The 26,967-nt window shown below is 43.6% G+C and carries 18 protein-coding genes and 1 pseudogene; 16 read left to right on the forward strand and 3 right to left on the reverse strand.

Features of this window, described 5'->3' with window-relative positions; genetic code table 11:
- Window positions 1–112 precede the first annotated feature (112 nt).
- Both BN3261_RS15485 and BN3261_RS17520 read right to left on the reverse strand, forming a co-directional pair.
- The gene (locus BN3261_RS15485; RefSeq protein WP_110925836.1) at window positions 113–1,210 is read right to left on the reverse strand and encodes an RNA-guided endonuclease TnpB family protein; all 1,098 of its coding nucleotides are present in this window, start codon (window positions 1,208–1,210) and stop codon (window positions 113–115) included.
- Window positions 1,173–1,307: pseudogene (locus tag BN3261_RS17520) on the reverse strand (hypothetical protein); the annotation flags it as partial. The gene BN3261_RS15485 and the pseudogene BN3261_RS17520, both read right to left, overlap by 38 nt.
- Window positions 1,308–1,714: 407 nt before the next feature.
- Between BN3261_RS17520 and BN3261_RS15490 the strand changes: the two are divergent.
- From BN3261_RS15490 to BN3261_RS15540, 11 genes are all read left to right on the forward strand, one after another.
- Window positions 1,715–3,331 carry a mannitol dehydrogenase family protein gene (locus tag BN3261_RS15490; RefSeq protein WP_015526184.1) on the forward strand — a complete coding sequence of 539 codons (1,617 nt, stop codon included), beginning with the start codon at window positions 1,715–1,717 and terminating at the stop codon, window positions 3,329–3,331.
- Between the two features lie 63 nt (window positions 3,332–3,394).
- On the forward strand, window positions 3,395–4,753 hold the full coding sequence (locus BN3261_RS15495; RefSeq protein WP_059086719.1) for a GntP family permease: 1,359 nt from the start codon (window positions 3,395–3,397) through the stop codon (window positions 4,751–4,753).
- A 14-nt stretch (window positions 4,754–4,767) separates the two neighbouring features.
- A complete protein-coding gene (locus BN3261_RS15500) occupies window positions 4,768–5,988 on the forward strand; it encodes a PfkB family carbohydrate kinase (RefSeq protein WP_015526182.1) in 1,221 nt (406 codons plus the stop codon).
- Window positions 5,989–6,081: 93 nt separating this feature from the next.
- Window positions 6,082–6,474: a VOC family protein gene (locus BN3261_RS15505; RefSeq protein WP_015526181.1), complete on the forward strand. Its 393-nt coding sequence runs from the start codon at window positions 6,082–6,084 to the stop codon at window positions 6,472–6,474.
- A 142-nt stretch (window positions 6,475–6,616) separates the two neighbouring features.
- Window positions 6,617–7,261, forward strand: a complete 645-nt coding sequence (locus tag BN3261_RS15510; RefSeq protein ID WP_059086720.1) for a GntR family transcriptional regulator — start codon at window positions 6,617–6,619, stop codon at window positions 7,259–7,261.
- A gap of 176 nt (window positions 7,262–7,437) precedes the next feature.
- The gene (locus tag BN3261_RS15515; RefSeq protein ID WP_021652086.1) at window positions 7,438–8,817 is read left to right on the forward strand and encodes an APC family permease; all 1,380 of its coding nucleotides are present in this window, start codon (window positions 7,438–7,440) and stop codon (window positions 8,815–8,817) included.
- Window positions 8,810–10,219, forward strand: a complete 1,410-nt coding sequence (locus BN3261_RS15520; RefSeq protein ID WP_015526178.1) for a serine hydrolase domain-containing protein — start codon at window positions 8,810–8,812, stop codon at window positions 10,217–10,219. Before BN3261_RS15515 ends, BN3261_RS15520 begins: the two co-directional genes overlap by 8 nt.
- 188 nt (window positions 10,220–10,407) lie before the next feature.
- The gene (locus BN3261_RS15525; protein WP_015526177.1) at window positions 10,408–11,418 is read left to right on the forward strand and encodes a leucine-rich repeat protein; all 1,011 of its coding nucleotides are present in this window, start codon (window positions 10,408–10,410) and stop codon (window positions 11,416–11,418) included.
- A gap of 247 nt (window positions 11,419–11,665) precedes the next feature.
- On the forward strand, window positions 11,666–12,976 hold the full coding sequence (locus BN3261_RS15530) for a vWA domain-containing protein (RefSeq protein WP_059086974.1): 1,311 nt from the start codon (window positions 11,666–11,668) through the stop codon (window positions 12,974–12,976).
- A gap of 145 nt (window positions 12,977–13,121) precedes the next feature.
- Entirely contained in the window at window positions 13,122–15,536 is a 2,415-nt protein-coding gene (locus BN3261_RS15535) for a glycoside hydrolase family 94 protein (RefSeq protein ID WP_059086721.1), read from the forward strand.
- 96 nt (window positions 15,537–15,632) lie between these two features.
- Window positions 15,633–18,332 (forward strand): GH36-type glycosyl hydrolase domain-containing protein, encoded by a 2,700-nt coding sequence (locus BN3261_RS15540; RefSeq protein ID WP_059086722.1) that lies wholly within the window; start codon window positions 15,633–15,635, stop codon window positions 18,330–18,332.
- Between the two features lie 137 nt (window positions 18,333–18,469).
- On the opposite strand, the gene BN3261_RS15545 is transcribed toward BN3261_RS15540, so the two are convergent.
- Window positions 18,470–19,210 carry an AraC family transcriptional regulator gene (locus BN3261_RS15545; RefSeq protein WP_021652091.1) on the reverse strand — a complete coding sequence of 247 codons (741 nt, stop codon included), beginning with the start codon at window positions 19,208–19,210 and terminating at the stop codon, window positions 18,470–18,472.
- A 173-nt stretch (window positions 19,211–19,383) separates the two neighbouring features.
- Between BN3261_RS15545 and BN3261_RS15550 the strand changes: the two genes are divergently transcribed.
- From BN3261_RS15550 to BN3261_RS15570, 5 genes are all read left to right on the forward strand, one after another.
- Window positions 19,384–20,751 carry an ABC transporter substrate-binding protein gene (locus BN3261_RS15550; RefSeq protein ID WP_015526173.1) on the forward strand — a complete coding sequence of 456 codons (1,368 nt, stop codon included), beginning with the start codon at window positions 19,384–19,386 and terminating at the stop codon, window positions 20,749–20,751.
- 72 nt (window positions 20,752–20,823) lie between these two features.
- Window positions 20,824–21,777 carry a carbohydrate ABC transporter permease gene (locus tag BN3261_RS15555; RefSeq protein WP_021652092.1) on the forward strand — a complete coding sequence of 318 codons (954 nt, stop codon included), beginning with the start codon at window positions 20,824–20,826 and terminating at the stop codon, window positions 21,775–21,777.
- A complete protein-coding gene (locus BN3261_RS15560; protein ID WP_044961860.1) occupies window positions 21,777–22,622 on the forward strand; it encodes a carbohydrate ABC transporter permease in 846 nt (281 codons plus the stop codon). The genes BN3261_RS15555 and BN3261_RS15560 overlap by 1 nt, the downstream gene beginning before the upstream one ends.
- A 20-nt stretch (window positions 22,623–22,642) precedes the next feature.
- Window positions 22,643–25,102, forward strand: a complete 2,460-nt coding sequence (locus tag BN3261_RS15565) for a glycoside hydrolase family 3 protein (RefSeq protein ID WP_059086723.1) — start codon at window positions 22,643–22,645, stop codon at window positions 25,100–25,102.
- 153 nt (window positions 25,103–25,255) lie between these two features.
- The gene (locus tag BN3261_RS15570) at window positions 25,256–26,857 is read left to right on the forward strand and encodes an ATP-binding protein (protein WP_059086724.1); all 1,602 of its coding nucleotides are present in this window, start codon (window positions 25,256–25,258) and stop codon (window positions 26,855–26,857) included.
- The last annotated feature ends 110 nt before the right edge of the window (window positions 26,858–26,967 follow it).

The following is a 26,967-nucleotide window of genomic DNA, read 5'->3' on the forward strand; positions in this document are numbered from 1 at the left end:
GGGGGCTTCCTGCTCGATTACCCTTTAGGGCAAAGCTAAAACAGGCTATCCCCGCGTGTCCCGCGGTTTTGTTTTTTATGTTTATCCGGTTACGGATTTTTTTCTTGTGCCGTCAGGCACATTCTTTATAGATTCTTTTTCCTTCTTCACGGATGTTGACTGCTGCATTCACATCCCGGTCCATCCTGTTTCCACATTCACAAACATACATTCTATCCGACAATGCCAGTTCCTTTTTCTTATGTCCGCATAGACTGCAGATCTTGCTGGATGCAAAATAACGGTCTACTTTTATAAGATGTTTTCCACATTCTTCCAGCTTGTATCCCAGCATGAACAGAAACTGCCCGTACCCGTTATCCTGCACACCTTTCCCAAGGTGCAGCCCTCCGGACATTCCCTTCAGATTCAGATCTTCCACACATACTGCATCATATCTTTCCGCAAGCTCCCTGCTGAGCTTATGCTGGAAATCTTTTCTCTGGTTCTTTATCTTTTCATGACATAAAGCTACCCTTTTTTTCTGTTTCTGATAGTTCCGGCTTTCTTTTTCACAGTGGGAGAGCTTTCTCTGTTCTCTTGCAAGTTTTTTCTCTGCTTTTCTGTAAAACATAGGGTACCCGGCTCTTTCTCCTGTAGAAAATACACACATTCCCTGCATGGCAAAATCGATCCCAAGAAATCTCTCTACCGGTCTTTTTTCCACTGTTTGGTTCTCACAGCAGAACAAAAGACTGGCAAAATATTTCCCGGATGGCTCACGGCTCACAGTTACAGACTTCAGTTTCCAGTCTGATGGAATCTGACGGTGAAGTTTTATCCTTATGACGGACATCTTTGGAAGTTTCAGATGGGTATCCTGTAAAAGGATATTTCCGTTTAGTGCATTGGTCGTATATGAATTTCTTGCATGCTTCTTTGATTTATAACGCGGAAATCCGCAGGCTGGTTCCCGAAAAAACTTCCGGAACGCACTTTCCAGATGCAGCTGCGCATTCGCCAGGGCAAGGGAATCCACCTCTTTCAGCCATGGATATTCCTTTTTATATCCGGCCGGTGTATTCCGGAGCATCTTTTTTTCTTTCTGGTAATAGCTGATCTTATCTGCAAGCATCTGGTTATAGATAAAGCGGCTGCAGCCGATTGTTTGCTCTATCTGAACTCTCTGCTCTTTATTTGGATAAATCCTTATTTTTACGGCGCGGTTCATTCTTCTCACCCTGGCTTTCTATATACTGCCGTATCGTTTCAATCGTTGCTCCGCCTGCACTGAGCAGACAGAATATCTGACCCCAGAATGCATCTTTCATGGTCTAACTCCATTATATTTATCATCCTTTTTCTTATATCAACGGATATGTATTTATGAACTAATTGTTCTTTTCAGTATACTACATCAGGGAAGGGAGAACAAGTGTTTCTTTTATACTATAGAGATTTTTTTGAGCAGACATGCTCCGATGTGCAATTCATCTCACCACCTGAAGAGGTGAGAGAATTCTTGCTACATTTGTTAAATGTATTTTAGTATAAATTTGCGGGAAATGCAATGTAGGGGAGAACGGGTAAAAGTAAACAAAAAAATAAGAGTAAAATTAGACGCTTTGCCAATAGATTTTTAAAAAGGAAAGTTTTATACTCTACTTACAGTTAAGACATAAACATAAGTAAAAGACATAAATAACGAAATGAACGAAAAAAAGGAGGTTCTATCATGAAATTAACAAGAGAAGGAATCAAAGAGCGTGAAGCATGGGAGAAAGCAGGCATCAATCTTCCAGGATACGATGTAGAGGCAGTTACTGAGAAAGCGAAGAAGGAGCCAGGCTGGGTACATTTCGGAATCGGAAATATCTTCCGTGTATTTATCGGAGGTATTGCAGATGGTCTTCTGGAAGGGGGAGTTCTTGACAGAGGCATCACATGTGTAGAGACCTTTGATTATGATGTAGTAGATAAGATTTACGCGCCATATGACAACCTTGGCTTAAATGTCATTCTCCACGGTGATGGAACCCGTGAATACAAAGTTCTTGGGGCGCTTGCAGAAGCAGTGAAAGCACAGTCATCTGATGCTGGACAATGGGACCGCCTGAAAGAAATTTTTGCGGCTAAATCCCTGCAGCTGGTTTCCTTCACTATCACAGAAAAGGGTTATGCACTCCAGAAAGCAGACGGAACATGGTTCCCGTTTGTGGAAGCAGATATTAAGAACGGACCGGATAAGGCAACGGGAGCAATGGCAGTTCTTGTGGCTATGCTGAATGAGAGATATAAAGCAGGGAAATATCCGATCGCCCTGGTATCCATGGACAACTGCTCACAGAACGGCGCCAAGCTTCGTGAGTCCGTGCTGACTATGACAGAGGAATGGCATAAAGCGGGCTTCGTAGATGATGGCTTCGTAGATTATGTAACGGACGAGAAGGTGGTTGCATTCCCGTGGACCATGATCGACAAGATCACACCTCGTCCAAGCGAGCAGATCGCAGCAGACCTTGAGAAGCTTGGCGTTGAAGACATGCAGCCGGTGATCACAGGAAAGAAGACATACATAGCACCATTTGTTAATGCTGAGAAGCCACAGTATCTTGTTATCGAGGACAGCTTCCCTAACGGACGCCCTGCTCTGGAAAAAGGCTTCGGCGTATACATGGCGGACAGAAATACCGTCAATCTTTCCGAGAGAATGAAAGTAACCGTATGCCTGAATCCTGTACATTCCGCAACCGGCCCTCTTGGTGTGGTACTTGGCTATGATCTGTTTGCACATATGCTGAACACCAACGAAGATATGATGAAAATGGCCCGTATGGTTGCTTATGACGAAGGACTTCCGGTAGTTGCAGATCCTGGAATCCTTTCCCCACAGGCATTTGTGGATGAGCTTTTTAATGACCGTTTCCCGAATGAGTATCTTGGAGATACCAACCTTCGTCTGGCTGTAGATGTGTCCCAGATGGTAGGTATCCGTTTCGGTGAGACTGTAAAAGCATATGTGAAGAAATTTGGAGATGCTTCCAGGCTGACAGCAATCCCGCTTGGAATCGCAGGATGGCTGAGATACATGCTGGCTGTAGATGATGAAGGAAACAAATTTGAGCTTGCACCGGACCCGATGAATGAGGAACTTCAGGAGCAGCTTGGAGATATCGTGATCGGAAAACCGGAGACCTTTAAGAATCAGCTGAAGCCGATCCTTTCCAATGAGAGACTGTTCTTCACAGACCTCTATAAAGATGGTGTCGGAGAGAAGATCGAGGACATGTTCCGTGAGATGATCGTCGGCCCCGGAGCTGTAAAGGCAACTATTCATAAATATGTAAAATAAAACCAGGGTTACGAGAACAGTTTATGTAAATATTGAATAAAGAGAAATGAGGTAAATGGAAAGATGACAGAACCGGTATTTGCGGCAGACCCGGCAAGACTGTTGATCGCGGCAGCAGCAGGAATTTTATTATTATTGTTACTTATCATAAAATTTAAGATCCACCCGGTTTTATCCCTGCTGATCGCTGCACTGGTTATCGGGCTTGGCGCCGGAATGCCGGTTCCAACGCTGGTAAGCACTGTGGAAAACGGCGCAGGAGAAACCTTACAGGGAATCATACTCCTGATCGGACTGGGCTCTCTGTTCGGTGGGATATTGGAAGTGTCCGGCGGCGCACAGTGCGTTGCTCAGACACTGATAAACAAATTTGGTGAGAAAAAAGCGGGAATCGCTCTTGGGATCACAGGACTTGTGGTAGGAACTACGGTATTCTTTGAGGCTGGCGTTGTGATCCTGATCCCTCTGGCATTCGGACTTGCGAAGAAAACAAAGAAATCTACTTTATATTATGTGATTCATCTTCTCGCCGGACTTGCCACCGGATTTGCATTTATACCGCCATCAGCAGGATCTGTTCTGGTGGCAAATATGCTGAATGTGGATCTCGGAGTGATGATCGCGGTAGGTGTGCCTGTGGGCATTTTATCATTGATCTTTGCAGGAATCTTATGGTCCAAATTTATCGGCAAAAAGATCAATACAGGGCTGCCCTCCAATATCCAGGAGGTACGTGAGGAAGAAGAAGCCAATCTGCCGAAATTTTCTACAGTATTATGTATCATTCTTGTTCCGCTGGTACTGATCCTGTGCAATACAGTTTCTGAATACATTCCGGGAATCGACGCGGCACGTCCTGTTCTGGAATTTCTGGGAACACCATTTGTGGCACTGATCATAGCAGTATTGCTTGCCATGTATTTTCTTGGAAAGAAGCAGGGCTATAATGGAGAGCAGCTTAAGAAAATCCTGGATCGTTCTCTGAAGCCTACCGGACAGATTCTTCTGGTCATCACTGGTGGAGGTATCATCCGCTGGGTGCTGCAGGACTGCGGTATGGGAAATATTATAGGACCAGCCCTGGAAAAAAGCGGACTTCCGCTTGTACTGGTTGCATTCCTTATTGCAGCTCTGATCCGTGCATCGGTTGGTGCGGCAGTTGTGGCTATGACAATGGCAGCAGGAATTATGGCGGCTATGCCCGGAGTTGCAGACCTGTCACCGGTTTATCTGGCAGCAATGGTCTGTGCCATCAACGGAGGCGCAACGGCATTCAGCCATGTAAATGACTCCGGATTCTGGCTGGTAGGTTCCCTTCTTGAGATTGATGAGAAAACAACCCTGAAATCCTGGACAATGATGGAAACCATCGTAGGAGTAACAGGTCTGGTCTGTGCTGTTGTGATCAGCCTGTTTGCATAGGAGAGTAGACAAAAATGATAGTAAAAGTAATTTTAGGCACAATGCAGAATGCAAGAAAGCTGGTAAGTATTGCAGAATCCATCCCCTGTGATGTAGAATTATGTTATGGCCGTTATGTTGTAAATGCGAAGTCTATGCTTGGTGTCTTAAGTATGCCTGAGTTTGACGAGGGAGAGCTTCATATACATACAGATAATGAGAAAGAATGCGAGAAGATCTTTTTTCAGCTGCTTGATCAGAACCTTATTATGGACACAGGAGATGCTGTGAAAAGATCCATCTATGATATCACAACCTTTGGTGAGATCCTGATCGATTTTACATCTCAGGATATCAATGAGGATGGACAGATGCTGTATGCCAGAAATCCGGGCGGTGCACCAGCCAATGTTGCAGTTGCAGCCAGCAGACTGGGAGCTCATACTGCATTTATCGGTAAAGCAGGAAAAGATATGCACGGAAAGTTCCTGAAATCTGTTCTTGAGAAAGAAAACGTGGATACCAAGGGTATGCTCCTGGATGAAAATTATTTTACTACACTGGCTTTTGTGGAAGTCAGCGAGACTGGAGAGAGGACTTTCTCTTTTGCAAGAAAACCGGGAGCGGATACGAAGATCCAGAAGGAAGAAGTGGATGTGGATGTGCTGGATCATACCCATATTTTTCATGTTGGATCCCTGTCCCTGACGGATCAGCCTGCAAGAGATACCACGTTTTATGCGGTAAAAAGAGCAAAAAACAAGGGCAGCGTGATTTCTTACGATCCCAATTACCGTGCATCTCTGTGGCCGGATGAAAAGACAGCGAAGAAGCATATGAGAAGCCTGGTTCCCTATGTGGATCTTATGAAGATTTCGGATGAAGAGACAGAACTTCTGACAGATCATAAGGATGTCCGGGAAGCAGCAGAAGCACTGTACAGCCAGGGCGTGAAAGTTGTGGCAGTTACACTTGGCGGCGAAGGAGCCTATCTTTACGGCAAGGATGGCGGCTGTATGGTACCGGGATTTGCAGTGAAACAGATCGCAGACACGAACGGAGCCGGAGATTCTTTCTGGGGCGGTTTCCTGTACAAAGTCAGCACAGCAGAGAAACATCTGGACGAGCTGACCCAGGAGGATCTGAAGGAATTTGCCCGTTTCGGCAATGCAGTGGCCAGTCTCTGCGTGGAGAAAAAAGGTGCGATCCCGGCAATGCCGGAGCTTGCACAGGTGGAACGCAGAATTGCAAAGTGATCGTATTCATAAAACTGTAGCAGAGTTGAATCTAAATTGCGAAGCGATTGTGTTTATGAGTATGTCAGATTTATGAAAGGATGGGGTTTTGAAATGAATTTAAAAGATCAGATGAACGGAGTTCAGCACGTAGGTGTGCCAACCAATGATATTGAGACAACCATTAAATTTTATGAGGCACTGGGATTTAAGATCGCTTTCCAGACGGTGAACGAGGCTGCCAATGAGAAGGTTGCTTTCCTGAAGCTTGGAAATCTTGTGATCGAGACTTACGAGAACAAAGCAGCAAAAATGGAATCCGGCGCCATTGACCATGTTGCCATTGATGTGAAGGATGTGGAGAAAGTCCACGAGCTGGTGACAGCAGCAGGACTGAATACCACCAATGACGAGGTGCATTTTCTGCCGTTCTGGGAGAATGGTGTGAAGTTCTTTACTATTGAGGGACCGAATAAGGAGAAGGTGGAGTTCAGCCAGTATTTATAAAATGTGTAAGTCAGTTAAGTCTCCTGCAAGAATGTGGGTACCTGTCTTAATGGGAATTTACAATACAGTAAAAATACGCTAGAATAGAATACTGTTAATATTCATCTAAATAAAAAAGATCTATAAGAACAGGAGTATATACATGCTGGGACTTAAACCAATAAAGACTTTACCCATAAGAGAAAAGATTGCGGCGAATCTCAGAGAGGCAATTCTTTCAAAAAAAATTCCGGCGGGGGAAATTCTGACACTGGAAAGTACTGCGCAGGAACTTGGAGTGTCCATTACACCTACAAGAGAAGCCTTTCAGATTCTGGCAAGAGATGGACTTCTGGAACTGGAGCGAAATAAACGTGCAGTAGTTCTTGGAGTGAATGAAAAAACGATCCGCGAACATTTTCAGGTGCGGGCGGCACTGGAAAGTGAAGCCTGTGTTTTGTGTTGTGAAAATAAGATCGATCTTCAGAGGATTGATCAGATCCTCAAGGTTTCCAGAGAAGAGATAGAAAAAGGTGATTTTGAAAGTTATTCAAGTCTCAATCAGACTTTGCACATGGAATTATGGACAGCAGCAGGAAATGATAAACTTAAAAATATGCTGTCAGAACTGTGGAACGGACTGTCCAGAGGCGTACTGGTAAATGAAGAAGAGTACGTAAGAAAATCTCTGAAAGAGCATGAGGAAATTGTAGAAAGTATTCGAAAAGGTGATGCTATGGAATGTTATCTGCGTATGCAGAAACATATAAAAAGCAGTTGTGAGAACTTTGTGCAACGGTATAATTAGGCTGTAGAAATCACCATTTTTCTGTAAAAAGTATACAAAAACAGAACAGATAATTTTTACAAAACGCCGAAATTGTTAATTGTTATTGACAGTTACGGCGTTTTTCACTATTCTTTATGTATACAATATAAAAAATAAAAAATAAAAAGTAAAAAAGTAAAGAAAGGCGCAATGAAATGAACGACAAGAACATAATTGTGAACAAGCCGGAACCGAAACCGGGTATACTTGAGCGTAGTGATCTTTTTGCGATCGCAGTAGGAATGGTAATCGGCTCCGGAATGGTAACTCTGATCGGACCGGCAATGGCTTATACCGGTTATTCTGTATGGCTTGCTTATCTGACAGCGATTGTCATGGGATTCTTTATGGTTTTTCCGTATATTATTCTTGGTGGGACCATGCGCGTGGCAGGAGGCCCGTATTCCATCGTAACGAACCTTTCCGGAGTCAGCACCGGAGGTCTGGTAGCTTATACGAAACTGGTAACGCCGATCCTCAACAGTTCTTTTGCGTTGGCACTGGGATTGTATTTGAATAATCTCCTCCCGGGAATTACAGTGAAAGCACTGGCAATCGCAGGTGTTGTTATCCTGTTTGTTCTGAATCTTCTGGGAATGGATATTTTTGCAAAGGTAAGCAAGATATTATCAACGGTTCTTCTGATCACAATGGTTCTGTATGTTGTTTTCGGACTTACACAGATCAGACAGCCGATCTTTAATTTTTCAGGAGATAAGATGTTTACCGGCGGCTTTAAAGGCTTTATGCTGGCGGCACTTCTTCTTATCAATTCCGCAAATGGTTACTACAATGTTCTGTGGTATGGTAAAGACGCGAAAAGAGCAACGAAAGATGTTCCGTTTGCGGCAATGTCCTGCGTGCCATGTCTGCTTTTTATTTATGTGGGCCTTGCGATGGTTACAGGTGGGGTGCTTCCTCACGATGAGGTTGCAGGTGTGGAAACAATCCTTCCGGCAGCACAGGAGATCCTTCCTGGTATTGTGTATAAACTTTTTATGATCGGCGGACCGATCATGGCAATCATCACTACTTTGAATGGTGTATTTAATGATGTACGATATCCGATCGCTCAGGCTGCCAAGGATGGATGGCTGCCGAAAGGAATTCTGAAGGAAAACCGTTTCGGAGCACCGTACCTGATCTATACCTACACACTGATCGTAGTGTTGCTTCCGATCATTTTTGATATGAGTATCGTGACGATCACAAATATTTTCCAGGTGATCACATTTTTTATGAATGTTACAGTTGTGTATGCAATTTCACGTCTTCCGAAGAAATATCCGGATACCTGGAAGAAGAACAAATTTCACCTTTCCAGTGCAGGACTTTACGTATTCTGTACCATCAGTATCATCATTTACACGATTATTTTTATAAAAGGAATTTTCAGTATTAAACTTGTATATGCAGTATCTGCTGTTATAGTTATGGTTGCATTGATCCTGATTGGTGTATATCTCACCAGAAAAGGTGGAATCCGTATCGAGACATCCATATGGCAGCCTGCAGAGGAGGAAAAAAATGAATGAATTAAATCCGTTCAAGCTGGCAAAAATGCTTGAGGAACTTGAGAACACCGTAGAATTACACAGTATTTCTGTACGGTATAAAGGAGAAAAGGTTGTTGAAGGAGCCTGGGCACCTTTCTCAATGGAAGAGCCGCAGATGCTGCATTCTTTATCAAAGATCGGAACAAGTATCTGTGTTGGATTTGCGGTGGATGAGGGAAAACTTCATCTGGAGGATAAATTTCTGGATTATGTGAGAGAAGATCTTCCGGATGAATATGATGAAGCCCTGGAAAATATTACCGTATATGATCTTCTTACCATGCAGGCCGGTTCCCCGGAATGCTGTAATAATGTATGGTTTTCCAGACTGGAAAAAGACTGGGAGAAGAACTGGCTTGGACAGCCTAAGCTGAAAGAAGATATCGGAAAAGTTTTTCATTATGATTCCGGATGCAGCTATACACTTTCCAGGATCGTGACCAAAGTTATGGGTGAAAACTGTCTGTCCATTATGCAGAAACGTGTTTTTGACAAACTTGGTTTTGGAAAGATCAACTGGCTTACAAGTCCTGAGGGACATAATACTGGCGGCTGGGGCATGTATCTGACCGCAGATCAGATTTCCACACTGGCACAGCTCCTTCTCCAGAAAGGAAACTGGAAGGGTGAGCAGCTGGTGCCACAGTGGTGGATCGAAGAGATGGGACAGTCAAGAGTCGTAATTCCCGGAGATGAGAAAAAAGCACTGACTCATTATGCATATCACATCAAAGCAGGAAAAGAGATCTTTGCGGCAGAAGGAGCATTTGGACAGTATTTGGTGTGCTTCCGGGAACTTCCGGTTGCCATTGGCATTACCGCAGGTGCGAGAGAATATCTTGCGGCAGATATCTGCCTTAAATATATGAAGGAAGCAGTTTCCATACCTTGCCCGGAAGAAAAACGGGAAGAAGGAGAGAAATATCTGGAAGCAAAAATAAAAAGCCTTTCTCTGCCACAGCCGGAAGGCAGACTGAAAACTGCGGAAAAAGAACTCAGTGGATTATTTAACCGGGAGATTATTTTTACAGAAAATCCGAGAAACATTGAAAGTGCAAAGATCATTCCGGAAGGATGTAAACTGCGTCTGGAAATGATAGTCCAGGGTGAGAAAAAGATTGCTTATGCAGGATTTAAGAGCTGGAAACAGAACGATCTTTATCCGGATGATTTTACAAAGAGATATCACAGCATTGCTTATGGAATGGATCAGGAAACGTTATATCTGTCTGTGGGACTGCTCAACACTTCCTACAGGGAAGAGTATTCCTTCTGGGTCAATTCTAAAGATACCGTGATCGCGACCTGGAGACCTAACGTTACCTATCTTCCGGAACAGCCGGATATGGTATGGAAGTTTACAGGAAACTTTAAATCCTGAAGAGAAAAAACTCAAAGTATAGACCGATAAAAATATAGCAATTCCTCCAACCTTATGATAAAAGAAACGAACAACCCGCAGGATACTGACTTGCCATCAGTGGTCCGATGGGTTGTTTTTTGTTTGGAATAAGTCTACAATAGGAAACAGAAATTTTTATTATTGTGACATAGGGAAGAAAGTGTACGATGAAAATACATTACAGAATTAAAAATAATGCAATAGAGATCGTTCGGTGTTATGGTACCGATGACCGGATCGTGCTGCCGGAAGAGATCAATGGTCTTCCGGTAGTCAGTGCGGCGCCGTATGCGTTTTCTGCACATAAGGATGGAGAAGAAGATGCAGAAACCTGGGAGAGCGAAGATGTAATTTCGTTCGGAGAAGAGAGACTTCTTGCCGGAGAGGAAGTGCAAGAGATCGTTTTTCCCGATACACTGAAGGAAATCGGAAGATATATTTTTTATGGATGCAAAAAACTGGAACGGCTGGAATTTTCGGATACGCTGATGCAGGTGGGAACCGGGGCGTTTACGGGCTGCAGCGGGCTGAAGGAGCTTGTGATCCATCAGAAAAAAGGGCTCAAGTCCTGTGCAAAGGAGATCCTCGGTGAGCTGTGGCAGAAGATCGATGTGGATTTTTTGTATGAAAATGGTGAGGCAGGTGGAAAACGTGCGCATATGGTTTTTCCGGAGCATTATGATGAGGCGGTGGAGAATACGCCTGCGAGAATTCTGTTTACGGAGTATCATGGCTCAGGGACCAATTACCGGCAATGCTTCTACAGCAAAGAACTGGATTTCGCAGAGTATGACAGCCTGTTTGATATGGCAGTGGTAATGGATAAGCTGGAGGTTCTGGTTGATATGAGCTTTGGGCGGCTTCGTTATCCGTGGCAGCTGAGCGAAAAGGCGAAGAAACAGTATGAGGATTATATCCGGGGAAACCTTAAGGATATCGGGGAATTTCTGGTGGAAAGCGGAAGCTTAAATGGTCTGGAGCTGCTTTCTCGGGAAAAACTCTGGAACAGAGAGGGCCTGGAACATAGTATTGATGTGGCGGCCAGGAAGAAGGATATGGAGATTTCCGCATTTCTGATGAATGAACGCAGCCGGATGCTGAAGGAAGAGCAGAAGGTGGCCGGGGAGACAGAAAATGATGGGCGGCCAGCGAGACGGAGGAAGAAATTTCAGCTGTAAGTTGGAAGAGCCTGATGACAAATTGAGGAGATCTTGCGTAGAATGGTATACGAACATTTGCTTTATGCAGAAAAATTAAGTTTATAGAGTGTCTGAGAGAATATGAGAAAAATAAGCTACAAGTGAATTATGAGATTATGTGTAAACAATAATGGTAAATTAATGAAAAAAGAATTGCAACAGCAGATCAGAGGAGGTGGAAATCCTGAATGGCATAGAAACAACTGAAAACAATAAAAATAACTTCCTGCCCGGTCAGGGATCCAATCCCCAGGAGGCAGCCCAGCGTCTCCAGGACATCGGCAGCAGCATCCTCCGGGCGGCAAGAGACGAGCTGTATCTTGGCATGCGTTTTCTGGATGTGGCGCTGAGCAGCTTTATTTATCAGATGGATGGTTCGGTCAGTCCGTTTGGAACAGACGGGGCTGTGATATACTTCCATCCGGCACAGCTTGGCGGGCTTTATAAAGAAAACAGGATTCTTGTGAATCGAGGATATCTCCATATGGTATTTCACTGCATTTTCCGGCACTTTGGGAAGCCGGGAATAGAGAAGCGTTTGTGGAATTTAAGCTGCGATATTGCAGTGGAGCATATGATCGACGGGATCTACCACCGCTCAGTCCGATATTCCAGAAGTCTTCTCCGGAGGGAAACCTACCGTCTTCTGGAAAAGGAAAAGAAGACGCTGAATGCAGAGAGAATTTACAAGATTCTGAAAGAAGAATTTCTGAAGGAAAAAGAACTGGCACAGCTGGAAAAAGAGTTCTATGTGGACGACCATAAATACTGGGCAAACCAGCAGCCTGACCGGAAACCCAATCCCCTGATGAGTAAAAAATGGGGAGATATCAGCGATGGGATCGAGACAGATCTGGAGACCTTTTCCAGGGAGTCAGGAGAGCAGGACGGAGATTTTCTGGACCAGCTGAAAATAGAGAACCGGGAACGATATGATTATCGGGAATTTCTGCGGAAATTTGCAGTATTTCGGGAAGAACTGACTGTGGATCCGGACAGCTTTGATTATAATTTTTATACCTACGGGCTTTCCCTTTACGGGAATATGCCGCTGATCGAACCCCTGGAAACCAGAGAAGTGAAAAAAGTTTCGGAATTTGTCATTGTGATCGATACCTCCATGTCCTGTTCAGGAGAACTGGTACAGAGATTTCTGGAGGAAACCTATGGGATCTTAAGCGATAGCAGGAATTTTTTCCAGAAGGTAAATATACACATTATCCAGTGTGATGAGAAGGTGCATTCGGATGTAAAGATCACCGGTGCAGAGGAATTGCAGGAGTATATGAACAGCCTGGAACTTTACGGTGATGGAGGTACAGATTTCCGTCCGGCTTTTGCTTATGTGGAAGAGCTGATGGAAAAACGTGAGTTTGAAAATCTTAAGGGCCTGGTGTATTTTACAGACGGATACGGGCTTTTTCCGGCAAAGATGCCGCCATACCGGACAGCATTTGTATTTATGGAGCAGGAGCCTGAGGATGTGGATATCCCGGCCTGGGCCATGAAGCTGGTGATCACGGAGGAAGAATTGTAAAGAATTATATCCATATCTTATGTCATGAATCTGATATTTTAATCTTTTATTTTGTATATTGCTATCTGCATATCAGTTATAGTGTAGAAAATAGGTAACAACAGACAATGTTACGGAAAATATACAGAACAGGAGATTGTATGGCATGAGATATGGGTATTTTGATGAAGAAAAAAAGGAATATGTGATTACCAGGCCGGACACACCTGCTCCGTGGGTGAATTATTTGGGATCGCCGGAATACGGAGCAATCGTTTCCAATAATGCAGGGGGATACAGCTTTGCAAAATCCGGGGCGAACGGCAGAATCCTGAGATATATTTTTAATCAGTTTGATCAGCCGGGAAGATATATTTATCTCAGGGATAATGACACAAAAGATTATTGGTCAGCATCCTGGCAGCCGGTTGGCAAAGATCTCAGTGAGTATAAAAGTGAATGTCATCATGGCACAGCCTATACTAAAATGATGGCAGATTACAGCGAGATACATTCAGAGGTGAGATACTATGTACCGCTTGGGCAGTCCTACGAGGTATGGAATCTGAAAGTTACCAACTGCTCAGACAGAAAACGTGAGATCAGTGTGACTGGATATGCAGAGTTTACAAATAACAGCAATTATGAACAGGATCAGGTGAATCTGCAGTATTCCCAGTATATTACAAGAACAGTATTCTGTGGAGATCGTGTACGTCAGATGATCCATGCGAATCTGGACGGCCTTAAGGATGGGGAAGAGGTTGATAACAAGAACGTGTTCAACCGATTCTTCGGCCTGGCTGGAGAGAAGGTTTCTTCCTGGTGTGGTGACAGGGAAAAATTCCTTGGAAGATATCACGGATACAACAATCCAGCAGGGGTTGAAGCCGGAGTATTATGTAATGAGGGAAATTATAATGAAAACAGCTGTGGAGCTCTTTCAACTGTAATTACTCTGGAACCGGGAGAAAGTCGGGAAATGGCTTTTCTGGCAGGAATGAAGGAGGATAATGAAGCAGCGGAGATTATAGCACATTATGCAGACTGTGAAAAAACATGCGCGGTGGAGCTTGAAGAACTGATCAGTTACTGGCACGGACAGCTTGCACATTTTCAGATCAGAACACCAAGTCCGGAATTCGATACCATGATCAATACATGGAACGCATATAACTGTTTTATGACATTTATCTGGTCACGTGCAGCATCTTTTACTTATTGCGGACTTCGTAACGGATATGGATACCGTGATACTGTACAGGATATCCAGGGTGTGATCCATCTTGCACCCGAAATGGCACTGGATAAGATCCGTTTCATGTTGTCAGCACAGGTAGATAACGGCGGCGGTCTTCCACTTGTGAAATTCACACATAATCCGGGACATGAGGATACACCGGATGATGCGTCCTATGTACAGGAAACCGGTCATCCGGCATACCGCGCAGATGATGCACTCTGGCTGTTCCCTACTGTATACAAATATATTTCAGAGACAGGAAATTTTGCATTCATCGATGAAGTGATCCCGTTTGCAAACAAGGATGAAGGAACTGTATACGAGCATCTGAAAAGAGCTATTGACTTCTCCATGAACCATCTTGGCAGACATGGAATGCCGGCCGGACTTTATGCAGACTGGAATGATTGTCTGAGACTTGGAAAGGATGGGGAATCTACTTTCGTTGCATTACAGTTCTATTATGCAATGACTATCCTGAAAGAGTTTGCAAAGTACAAAAAAGATGAAAAATATATAAAATACCTGGAAGAAAAACAAGAGCAGCTTGGAAAATTGATCCAGGAACTCTGTTGGAATGAAGATCGTTTTATCCGTGGGTTTACGGAGCGGGGAGAGGTTATCGGAAAGAGAACTGACCCGGAGGCAAATATGTGGCTGAATCCACAGAGCTGGGCTGTGATCAGCGGCCTTGCAACAGAGCGGCAGGCAGATTTGGCCCTTCAAATGGTTTATGAAAGATTGAATACAGAATACGGTGCAATCCTTATGGATCCTCCATATCATGCAAATGCTTTCGACGGAGCACTTGCGGTTATCTACAATGCAGGAACAAAGGAAAATGCGGGAATCTTTTCACAGTCACAGGGATGGCTCATTCTGGCAGAAGCACTTTGCGGACATGGTGAGCGTGCATTTAATTATTTCCTGGAGAATGCTCCGGCAGCGCAGAATGACAGGGCTGAGATCAGACAGCTGGAGCCATACTGCTATGGACAGTTTACAGAAGGAAAAGCAAGCCCGAATTTCGGACGATCTCATGTGCACTGGCTGACAGGAACAGCATCTACTGTGATGGTAGGATGTGTAGAAGGAATTCTTGGCATGCGTCCGGATTTCTATGGCTTACGTATAGCACCATCGATTCCAAAAGAATGGGAGAAGTTTGAGATAAGCAAGGATTTCCGTGGATGTCATCTCCATATCACTGTGAAGAATCCGGGACATGTGGAAGCTGGATGTAAAAAACTCTATGTAAATGGAGAAGAACTTCCGGGTAATTATATTCCGCAGGAGAAACTTACCGGTGAGACAGAAATTGAATTCTATATGTCATGACATAATGGATATAAATTGCGAGGAGATCACATTTATGAATACAAAGTAAAATGGAATATAAATACCGTTTTATTTTGGCAGGAAGGAGATCACAGAATGAAATATATAAAATTTCAGGATAAAAATGGAAGCTTTTCCATAGAAAATCCGGAGAATTACAGCGGTTTATATATACCTCTGGCCGGAGAAAACGGATTGAAATCCGCGATCACCCCTTCTCTGGGAGGAGACAGCAAACTGGATCAGAATCATTTTCTGCTGGAACCGGTAAGCATTGAGAATCTTCATAATAATCGAAACACCAGAAATTTCTGGTGCAAGATAAAAGGAAAAGGTTACTGGTCAGCATGCGGAGTTTCGGCAGAACAGGAATTTCAGAAATATACTGATAAACAGGATAAAAGCAGCCTGAAAGCCGGATTTATGTGGCAGAAGCTGCACAGAACTTCTGAGAAATACGGACTTCAGTCAGAGATTTTGTCTTTTGTGACAGTGAAAGGTGATGCGGAGGTCCATCTTGTAAAGATTACCAATATTGAAGAGGAAGAACAGGAGATCACACCGGTTGCTGTAATACCTGTATATGGAAGAAGTGCAGACAATCTCAGAGATCACAGGCATGTGACTTCCCTTTTGCACAGGATAAGAACAACGGAGTACGGTGTTGAAGTAAAACCGGTGCTTTCTTTTGATGAAAGAGGTCATCAGAAGAATAATACTACATATTTTGTATATGGATCTGAAGGCGAAGGAACGGAACCGGAAAGCTTTTATCCTGATGTGGAAATGTTTATCGGAGAAGGCGGTTCTTTCCTGATTCCGGAGGTGGTCAGAGAAGAGAAAAAAGGTGTTCCGGCAGGAACAGAAATTGAAGGAAAGGAAGCTGTCGGTGGTATTCGTTTTGCATCCAGGGTTCTGAGACCACATGAAACAGCTGTATATGTTGTGACAGCGGGAATATCTGAAAAAAATCAGCTGCCGGAGGAGACTGCACGGTTTTACAGAACTGAAAAACAGGTTGCAAGAGAATTTGAACATGTAAAAAAACACTGGACAGAAAAAGTGAATGTTTCTTTTGAGACAGGTGATGAGGACAGAGATAATTATCTGAAATGGATCTGTTTCCAGCCGATATTAAGAAGAATTTACGGTTGTTCATTCCTCCCGTATCATGATTATGGAAAAGGTGGAAGAGGCTGGCGTGATCTTTGGCAAGACTGTCTGGCACTTCTGATCATGGATCCTTCTGTTGTACGTCAGATGATCGTCGATAATTACGGTGGAGTACGCATCGATGGAACCAATGCCACGATCATCGGAAACAGACAGGGTGAATTTATCGCAGACCGTAACAACATTGCCCGCGTGTGGATGGATCATGCTTTCTGGCCATTTGTGACAACGCAGCTTTATATGGATCAGACCGGGGATATGAATGTCCTTTTTGAGAAGATTCCATATTTCAAGGATCTTCAGACAAAAAGAGGAACTGCGCATGATGAAAAATGGAGCAGTGCCTATGGAGAAAATCAGAAAACAGAATCCGGTGAGATTTATTACGGAACGGTTCTGGAACACATTTTGCTGGAAAATCTCTGTGCTTTTTATGATGTAGGAGAGCACAACGAGATGAAACTTCACGGGGCAGACTGGAACGATGCCATGGATATGGCATGGGAAAATGGTGAGAGTGTGGCATTTACCTGTGCATATGCTGGAAATATGAAGAACATCGCAGAATATCTGAGAAAACTTCAGGAAAAGGAAATGTTTGACAGGATTGAAGTTGCGGAAGAAATGGAAATCTTGTTTACCGGAGACCGTGAGCTTTATGAAAGCCCGGAGAAAAAGCAGCAGCTTCTGAGACAGTACACAGAAAAATGTGCACATGATATCAGCGGAAATACTATTGTGATCCGTCTGGACCAGCTTAGCCGGAATCTGGATGAAAAGGCAGACTGGATGATGGAAAACATCCGCAGAAGAGAATGGGTAAAAGACGGAGAAAACGGCTGGTTCAACGGATATTATGATGATCATAAACGTCCTGTGGAAAGGGCAGAAAGCAGCCAGGTACGTATGATGCTTACCAGTCAGGTATTTGCGATCATGAGTAAAACCGCACAGAAAGATCAGATTGAGTCTATCTGTAAAAGTGTGGATAAATATCTTTTTGACCGTCAGGCAGGAGGATATCGTCTGAATACCAATTTCCATGAAGAAAAATTTGATCTGGGAAGAATGTTCGGGTTTGCTTATGGAGAAAAGGAAAACGGAGCGGTATTTTCCCATATGGCTGTTATGTATGGCAATGCACTGTATAAAAACGGCTATGCAAAAGAAGGACATAAGGTTCTGGAAACGCTTCTGGACGCTGCCATGGATTTTGAGAACAGCAGGATGTATCCTGGAATTCCGGAATATTTTGATAATCAGGGAAGAGGATTGTATGCATATCTTACCGGTGCTGCAAGCTGGTATATGCTGACTATGATCACAGAGGTATTTGGCGTCAGAGGAGATCTTGGAGATCTGGTGATCGCGCCGGCACTGATGCCGGAGCAGTATAATGAGAATGGACAGGCATCTCTTACTATGGAATTTGCCGGAAGAAAGCTGGAGATCTGTATCTGCAATCCGGAGAAAAAACTTCCTTCAGAATATAAAATAAAAACAGTATGGTGTGATGAAAAGGAAATGAAAAACAAACAGAGTACCTGTGTACGTATAGATCGGGAACTGCTCGAAAAGCTTTCTGTAAAAGAAACACACAGGATCAAAGTGGAACTGATGTAACAGAAATCGGTTATACATAATTGTTAAATTACAGAAACAGAAGTATCAATAGGAAAACGGCATCCCACAGTTGTAAAAAGCTGCGGGATGTCGTTTTTGATGCTGATAAAAAATATCAGCCATAATAATAAGGATGTTTACCACATGGATTTGTAATATTTGTCACGGTACTTCTTTGGGGTAAGGCCGGTGAAGTTTTCAAAGATCTGGATAAAATGACTCTGTGAAGAGAAATTCAGATAATTGGCGATATCAACTACTGCTTTATCAGAGTATCGGAGCAGGTGAGTGGCTTTTTCGATTTTTTTCTCGCGGATGTAATCACTTATGGATACTCCAAGATTCTGTTTGAATACTCTGGACAGATAACTGGGAGAGAGTCCGGTATGTTCTGACAGATCCTGAATGGTGATACGCTCTTTAATGTGACCGTAAATATAGTCCACACATTGCATGACCGGTCTGGAAAGAATAGAGCTTTTTTTCTGGAGGATCATTTTTCCGGTAAAATCTCTGGCCATAATATGATGCAGATCTGCAATCTGGCGTACAGTGGTGCAGGAATCCATTTTCAGAATGTAAAAATCGCTGAGACGATATGCCTGTTCAGGCTCCAGTCCACCGTCAATACAGTAACGGGTGAGCATGGCAGTAGTGACAACGAAATGATACTTCAGGTTGGTCAGAGGATTTTTGGAGAGGATACCGGTTCCCTTCAGATGAAGAAAAGAGTCTTCCTCGCAGTTTTTGTTTACAGCTTCCATATCACCGGCTCTTACGGCATTGTAAAAAGAATATTCCACAGAGGGAGAGCGATGAAGAGCTTCCGGTTCTGTATCTTTCAGCTCATTAGTAATCCAGTCTTGGGAAATGGACATATTGATATCCTCCTTATATGTTGATGTTTAAGGAATGTGTTGTTTTTTTATATTATGACATGAATCTGACATTTTGTTAAGATTAATAATATAATCGCAGATAAAAAAATGGTATATTTTCATCATCAAAGGTAAAGCATCGGGGATGCTACAGAAAAAGGAGGATTTATACTATGAAAAAAAGAGCGGTATCTATGATCCTTGCAGCAGCAATGGTTTGTGGAATGATGGCAGCAAATGTAAGCTGTGTATCTGCAAAAGGATCGGATGAGGGAAAAGTGATCAATATTTATTCCTGGAATGATGAGTTCCGTCAGAGACTGGAAGCTATTTATCCGGAAGTAGAGTCCACTTCCAAAGATGGTACAGTTACAAAACTGAAAGATGGTACAGAGATCCACTGGATCGTAAATCCGAACCAGGATGGCGTATATCAGCAGAAACTGGATGAGGCACTTCTCAACCAGGCTGATGCAAGTGCAGATGATAAGGTAGACATGTTCCTTTCTGAGACAGATTATGTGTTCAAATATACAGACAAAGATGCAGATGTTGCAATGCCTCTTACTGATCTTGGCATTGATCCGGACAAGGATCTTGCAGATCAGTATGATTTCACGAAAACAACAGCTTCTGATGCGGATGGAGTACAGAGAGGCGCCACATGGCAGTGCTGCCCGGGTGTCCTTGTATATCGTCGTGACATTGCGAAAGATGTTTTCGGTACTGATGACCCGAAAGAAGTTGGCGAGAAGATGAAAGACTGGGATACAGCTAAAGAAACAGCAGCTCAGCTGAAAGAAAAAGGATATTATACATTTGCTTCTTATGCAGACACTTTTCGTTTATATGGAAACAGCATTGAGAATCCGTGGGTAGAGTCCGGTGATTCTGTGATCAAAGTAGATTCAAAGATCATGGACTGGGTAAAAGATTCCAAAGAGTGGCTGGATGCAGGTTATCTTAACAAAACTGTAAAAGGTCAGTGGAACGATGACTGGAACAAGGCAATGAGTTCTGAGTCCAAGGTATTCGCATTCCTCTTCCCGGCATGGGGTATCGACTTTACTCTGAAACCAAACTGGGATGGAGCAGAAGGTGACTGGGCTGTTACAAATCCTCCGCAGGAATACAACTGGGGTGGCTCTTACATTCAGGCTGCAACAGGAACAGATAATCCGGAACATGTCAAAGATATTATCCTGGCAATGACGGGAAATCAGGATAATCTTCTTAAGATTTCCAAAGAATACTCTGATTTTACAAATACAAAATCCGGTATGAAAGATGCAGCTACAAATGCAGATTTCGCATCTGATTTCCTTGGTGGACAGAACCCGTTTGAGTATTTTGCACCGGTTGCAGAGAATATCAAGATCGCACCGCTTTCCGCATATGACCAGGGTTGTGTAGAGCTGATCCAGAACGCTTTCAGTGATTACTTCCAGGGTAAAGTAGACTTTGACAAAGCAAAAGCCAACTTTGAGACAGCTATTCAGGAGCGTTATCCGGAGATCACAGAGATCCAGTGGCCGGAATAAATACCACATGAGGATAATTGTTGATGCTGCAGGATCTTTGGATCCTGCAGTTTGCTGGAAAGGAAGAGCATTATGAAGAAAAAGAGCGTTAATTACGGAAAATGGGGATACATATTTATTCTTCCGTTTTTTGTGATCTATTTTATCTTTTCGCTGATTCCGCTGTTTGATACAGTGAGATACAGCTTTTTTGAATATTTCCGTTCTGGAATCAAGCAGATTGGTCCTAATTTTATAGGACTTGCCAATTATGTCAGTCTTCTGCATTCTGACATGCTGAAATACGGACTGAATACACTGATCCTTTGGGTGATCGGATTTGTTCCGCAGATCGTTGTTGCACTGGTGCTTGCATGCTGGTTTACTGATGCCAGGCTGAAGCTTCATGGCAAGCAGTTTTTTAAGGTTGTAATTTATCTGCCGAACCTGATCATGGCATCAGCATTTGCACTTCTGTTTTTTACCATGTTTTCCACAAACGGACCTGTAAACTCCATTTTGTGTTCACTGGGCTGGATAAAGGAACCGATTGATTTTCTGGGCTCTGTTCTGGGAACAAGATCATTGGTAGGTTTCATGAATTTCCTGATGTGGTTCGGAAACACGACCATCATGCTGATGGCAGCAGTAATGGGAATCAGTATGGATGTTTTTGAAGCATCGGATCTGGACGGATGCAACAGCATTCAGCGTTTCTTCTATATTACGCTTCCACTGATTCGTCCGATTCTTTCCTATACTCTGATCACTTCCATCATCGGTGGCCTTCAGATGTTTGATGTACCGCAGATCCTCACAAACGGACAGGGTAATCCGGACAGAACATCCATGACACTGATTATGTTCCTGAACAGCCATCTGAAGAGCAAGAATTATGGTATGGCCGGAGCATTGTCTGTATACCTGTTTATTATCAGTGCAATCCTCTGCTTCTTTGTATATCGTATGACTAACGACAATGATCCGGACGGATCTAAGAAAGCAGCGAAAAAGAGAGCAAGAGCAGAAAGGAGAAAAACAAAATGATGAAAGATAAGACAGCCAGCAGGATCAGAAGTATCGTGGCACATGTGGTACTTATTATTCTTTCCTTTATGTGTCTCTTTTTCTTTTATGTACTGATCGTGAATGCGTCTCATTCTCATGCAGAGCTTCAGAAGGGATTTTCTGCTCTTCCTGGAAAATATTTCTGGAAAAACCTGATGAATGTTGCAAATGACGGAAGCTTTCCGATGTTCAGGGGAATTCTTAACAGTATTATCGTGTCCGGATGCAGTGCAGTATTATGTACATATTTTTCCTCACTGACAGCATATGGTCTTTATGCCTATGATTTCAAGGCAAGGAATGTAGCGTTTACATTTATCATGGCGATCCTCGTCATGCCGACACAGGTAACTGCAATGGGCTTCCTTCGTCTGATCACAAAGATGGGATTATATGATTCCCTGCTTCCGTTGATCATTCCGTCTGTTGCGTCACCGGCCGTATTCTATTTTATGTACAGCTATCTGCAGTCCTCACTGCCGATGTCGCTGGTAGAAGCAGCCAGAATTGACGGCTCCGGAGAATTCCGTACTTTCAACAGTATTGTCCTGCCAATCATGAAGCCGGCAATCGCTGTACAGGCGATTTTTACATTTGTAGGCTCCTGGAACAATTATTTCGTTCCTGCTCTGGTTATCCAGTCTAAAAGCAAGATGACTGTTCCAATCCTGATTGCAACACTTCGTGGAGCAGATTATATGAATTTTGATATGGGTAAGATTTACATGATGATCACAGTTGCCATTGTGCCGATCATTATCGTATATCTCCTTCTTTCCAAGTTTATCATCGCAGGAGTGACACTTGGAGGCGTAAAAGAATAACAAAAGGTAGCAGGTAAGATATGACAGTTAAGAAATGGAAACACAGCGGAACAAAGAAACACAGCATGTCAGACCGTGAAATACGAAACGGTCTTCTTTCGGAAAAAGTAGCAGAGGAGGGTATTGTACTGCTGAAAAATGATAAAAAAACACTCCCTCTGAATATTTCCACGAAAATAGGTTTATACGGCGCCGGTGCGGGAAAGACAGTGAAAGGCGGAACAGGTTCCGGTGATGTGAATAACAGAAGTAACATTTCTATTTATCAGGGATTGAAAGAAAACGGTATTCAGATCGTAAGCGAGAAATGGCTGGCCAATTATGAGTCAATATACGCAGAAGCACGCAGGGCATGGAAAGAAAAAATACTGGAAGAAGCAAAGTTTGTGGAAAATCCTTTTGATGCCTATGCGGAAAATCCCTTTGCAATGCCGGAAGGCCGTGCAGTCACAGCAGAAGATACTGTCGATGCCCAGACAGCAATCTATGTGGTAAGCAGGATTTCCGGTGAGGGAAAGGATAGGCGCAGGGTCGAGGGAGATTATTATCTGAGCAGACGGGAGCAGGAGGATATCCGGTTCCTTGATGCACAGAAGATTCCTATAGTACTTATCCTGAATTCCGGCGGTCCGGTAGAACTGACAGATATTCTGGAAGAAACAGAAAATATCTGTGCTGTCCTGAATATTTCCCAGCTTGGACAAAGAGGCGGACTTGCCCTCGCCAATGTCCTTCTGGGAAAGGTAACTCCAGGCGGCAAGCTGACTGCAACATGGGCCAGAAGGTATGAGGATTATCCGTGTGCAGAGGAATACAGCTATCTTAATGGCAAGCTTGAAAGAGAAGAGTACAAGGAAGGAATTTATACAGGATATCGTTATTTTGATACTTTTGGTGTAAAACCGCTGTTTCCGTTTGGATATGGACTTTCTTACACAGAAATGCAGATACGCTTCCATGGGATGAAAACATCAGGGGATGGCGTTGAAGTTGAAGCAGAGGTAACGAATACAGGAGAAACTTTTTCGGGAAAAGAGGTCGTGCAGGTCTATGTGTCTCTTCCACAGGATGAATCAGGGAAGGAATACCGTCGGCTGGCTGGCTTTGCAAAAACAAAACTTCTGAAGCCGGGGGAAAAAGAACTGCTGAAAATCGGGATCGACAGAAAGACACTGGCATATTTTTCCGAAGAGCAGCATGCCTGGATTGCTGAAAAAGGTTATTATGCTGTCTGGGTCGGAAACAGCATTGCATCGCTTACGCTGGCTGCAATGCTTGAAGTGCCGGAGAGTGTGATCCTGGATAAAACGAATATCCTTGAGAATCAGACTGATATTACTGAAGAAGTTTATGACCGCCAGAATCTTTCTGCCAGAACTCTGAAATGGAAAGAGAAGGCAGAGAATGAGAAGATTGGAAGATATATCTATTATCCTGAACCAGAGAAGAGAACAGAATGCACCTGCCAACCGGAAAATAAGATTCCTGCAAAGGATCTGCTCCCGCTGTTTTATGGAAATATTGCTGGAATCTCCAGTAATCTGGGGGCGGCAGGAATCCGTGTTCCTGGTTCTGCCGGTGAGACCACGGCTGCTCTTTATGAGCAATATGGTGTTTCCCCACTGATCATGGCCGATGGGCCGGCAGGACTGAGACTTCAGCAGAATTATGAAGTAGACAGAGAAACAGACACAGTATATGGAATCGGTGTCCTTGGATCTCTGGAAAACGGATACCTGAGAACAGATGAGACTCACGAAAACGCAGACAGATATTATCAGTTCTGTACGGCATTTCCGGTTGGAACTGCACTGGCTCAGACCTGGGATACTGCCCTTGTGGAAAAAGTTGGAATAGCAGTGGCAGAAGAAATGGAAGAATTCCACATAGATCTCTGGCTAGCACCTGGTCTAAATATTCAGAGAAACCCTCTGTGCGGCAGAAATTTTGAGTATTATTCCGAAGATCCGCTGCTTTCCGGAATCATGGCAGCAGCCATGACAAAAGGAGTGCAGAGCAGACCTGGCTGCGGTGTTACCGTTAAGCATTTTGCCTGCAACAATCAGGAAGATAATCGTATGGGCGTAGATGCACAGGTATCAGAACGTGCCCTGAGGGAAATTTACCTGCGTGGTTTTGAGATTGCAGTTAAAGAAAGCAGACCGGTGGCAATCATGTCTTCCTATAATTTACTGAATGGTGTCCATGCTGCAAACAGTGTTGATCTCTGTACAGCCATTGCCCGAAAAGAATGGGGATTTGACGGTGTGATCATGTCAGACTGGAATACAACGGTTCCGGAAGATGGAAGTATTCCGTGGAAATGCGTGACAGCAGGAAATGATATTATCATGCCTGGTAATGCAGCCGACGCAGAAAATATCCGAAAAGCTTTTGAAGACGGAAAGCTTTCGGAAGAAGTTGTCAGAATGTGTGCGGGACGTATTCTGAACCTGATACACACACTGACAGCAGAATAAAAAAAATATATAGTAGTGAAAAACTTGCCTGAATTCAATTTTCGATTTATCATTGGATTCAGGCATATTTTTTGCAGATGTCGCGCAAGGCAACCCGTTTTAGGCGGAGGATCCTGCAGGCAGTTTTTTATATGCCGTGAAAAGGAGAATACCATGAATATAAAACGAGCAAAGCAGGAGATCAGAGATTCCATAGAAGCATATCTTTCAAAGGACGAATTCGGTGAGTACCGGATCCCGGCGATCCGACAGAGACCGATCCTTCTTATGGGCCCTCCGGGAATCGGAAAGACACAGATTATGGAACAGATAGCAAGGGAATGCGGGATTGCTCTTGTTTCCTATACCATTACCCACCACACCAGGCAGAGTGCTGTGGGACTTCCTTTTATTGTAAAAAAGAATTATGGTGAGGAAGAATTTTCTGTCACGGAATATACCATGAGTGAGATCATTTCGTCCGTTTACGACAAAATGGAAAAAACAGGTCTGAAAGAAGGCATCCTGTTCATTGATGAGATCAACTGCGTATCTGAAACACTAGCGCCGATGATGCTGCAGTTCCTTCAGGGAAAAACCTTCGGAAACCAGAAGGTGCCGGAAGGCTGGGTGATCGTCACAGCAGGCAACCCGCCAGAATATAACAAATCCGTCCGGGAATTCGATGTGGTCACTCTGGACCGTATCAAGAAGATCGATGTGGAGGCAGACTTTGATGTATGGAAGGAATACGCCTATCAGCAGGGAATTCATCCGGCGGTGATCTCCTATCTGGAGCTTCGCAGAAAAAATTTCTACAGGGTGGAGAATACCGTAGACGGAAAAATCTTTGCCACAGCCAGAGGCTGGGAGGATCTTTCCCGTCTGATCCAGGTTTATGAGATCCTTGGAAAAACCGTAGACCGTGAGGTGGTCAGTCAGTACATTCAGCACAGGATGATCGCGAAGGATTTTGCAGGCTATCTGGCTCTTTATTATAAGTACAGAACGGACTATAAAGTGGAGGACATCCTGAAAGGAAAGTGGGATCCCATTACTCTGGGTAAGATCCGCACAGCCTCTCTGGACGAGCATTTGAGCATTGTAAGCCTTCTCAACGGAAAGCTCAGCGAGCTTTTTACAGAATGCTATCTTACCGATGCCTACCTCACGAAACTGTATGATTATATGGTGTACTTCAGAGAAAATCAGGACAGCCTCACAGCAAAAAATCTCATGGAAAAAGCAGAGGCGGATCTTGAAAAGGACAAAAAGAGTGAGCTTCTTACAAAACAGCAGGAGCGTATACAGAAACGTGTTGTGTCATTTTTTGAAAATGCGTCCGGATTGAAATCAACCTCGGGATCAATTGGATCGGAATCAACCGGATCAGATAAAACCGGATCAGGTTCAGAGCTGGCAGGAGGCGGAAGTGCCGCAGCAGAATCGGAAGTTCCATCATCAAACCGGAACTATGAGTTTGTGAAAGCCCTCTTTGAATCCGAAACCGAAGCCTACGAAAATCGAACCGATGAAATATCTCTTACTCTTCAGAACGTCTTCGACTTCATGGAAGCTGCTTTTGGGGACAGCCAGGAAATGGTGGCATTTATCACAGAACTGAATGCCAACTATTATAGTCTCTGGTTCATTCGGGAGAACGGTTCTGACCAGTATTACAGGCATAATAAAGGTCTTCTTTTTGACGACCGCCAGAAAATGCTTCTGGGCCAGATGGAGGAAGTGGAAAACATTCTCAATAATGGAATAAAATAATATGTCTTACCAATTTATTATTTACTATTGATTAAATTGGGGAATTATCGTATAATATTTACTATAAAAGTCCGGAAAATAGAGAGGGCAAATAGTCAAAATGCACAGAC

It is taken from the genome of Blautia massiliensis (ex Durand et al. 2017) (assembly GCF_001487165.1).
GTDB classification, from domain to species: domain Bacteria; phylum Bacillota; class Clostridia; order Lachnospirales; family Lachnospiraceae; genus Blautia_A; species Blautia_A fusiformis.

Coding starts and splice junctions, on each gene's coding strand:
- BN3261_RS15485 (WP_110925836.1), bottom strand. CDS start 1,210: ATGAACCGCGCCGTAAAAATAAGGATTTATCCAAATAAAGAGCAGAGA.
- BN3261_RS15490 (WP_015526184.1), top strand. CDS start 1,715: ATGAAATTAACAAGAGAAGGAATCAAAGAGCGTGAAGCATGGGAGAAA.
- BN3261_RS15495 (WP_059086719.1), top strand. CDS start 3,395: ATGACAGAACCGGTATTTGCGGCAGACCCGGCAAGACTGTTGATCGCG.
- BN3261_RS15500 (WP_015526182.1), top strand. CDS start 4,768: ATGATAGTAAAAGTAATTTTAGGCACAATGCAGAATGCAAGAAAGCTG.
- BN3261_RS15505 (WP_015526181.1), top strand. CDS start 6,082: ATGAATTTAAAAGATCAGATGAACGGAGTTCAGCACGTAGGTGTGCCA.
- BN3261_RS15510 (WP_059086720.1), top strand. CDS start 6,617: ATGCTGGGACTTAAACCAATAAAGACTTTACCCATAAGAGAAAAGATT.
- BN3261_RS15515 (WP_021652086.1), top strand. CDS start 7,438: ATGAACGACAAGAACATAATTGTGAACAAGCCGGAACCGAAACCGGGT.
- BN3261_RS15520 (WP_015526178.1), top strand. CDS start 8,810: ATGAATGAATTAAATCCGTTCAAGCTGGCAAAAATGCTTGAGGAACTT.
- BN3261_RS15525 (WP_015526177.1), top strand. CDS start 10,408: ATGAAAATACATTACAGAATTAAAAATAATGCAATAGAGATCGTTCGG.
- BN3261_RS15535 (WP_059086721.1), top strand. CDS start 13,122: ATGAGATATGGGTATTTTGATGAAGAAAAAAAGGAATATGTGATTACC.
- BN3261_RS15540 (WP_059086722.1), top strand. CDS start 15,633: ATGAAATATATAAAATTTCAGGATAAAAATGGAAGCTTTTCCATAGAA.
- BN3261_RS15545 (WP_021652091.1), bottom strand. CDS start 19,210: ATGTCCATTTCCCAAGACTGGATTACTAATGAGCTGAAAGATACAGAA.
- BN3261_RS15550 (WP_015526173.1), top strand. CDS start 19,384: ATGAAAAAAAGAGCGGTATCTATGATCCTTGCAGCAGCAATGGTTTGT.
- BN3261_RS15555 (WP_021652092.1), top strand. CDS start 20,824: ATGAAGAAAAAGAGCGTTAATTACGGAAAATGGGGATACATATTTATT.
- BN3261_RS15560 (WP_044961860.1), top strand. CDS start 21,777: ATGAAAGATAAGACAGCCAGCAGGATCAGAAGTATCGTGGCACATGTG.
- BN3261_RS15565 (WP_059086723.1), top strand. CDS start 22,643: ATGACAGTTAAGAAATGGAAACACAGCGGAACAAAGAAACACAGCATG.
- BN3261_RS15570 (WP_059086724.1), top strand. CDS start 25,256: ATGAATATAAAACGAGCAAAGCAGGAGATCAGAGATTCCATAGAAGCA.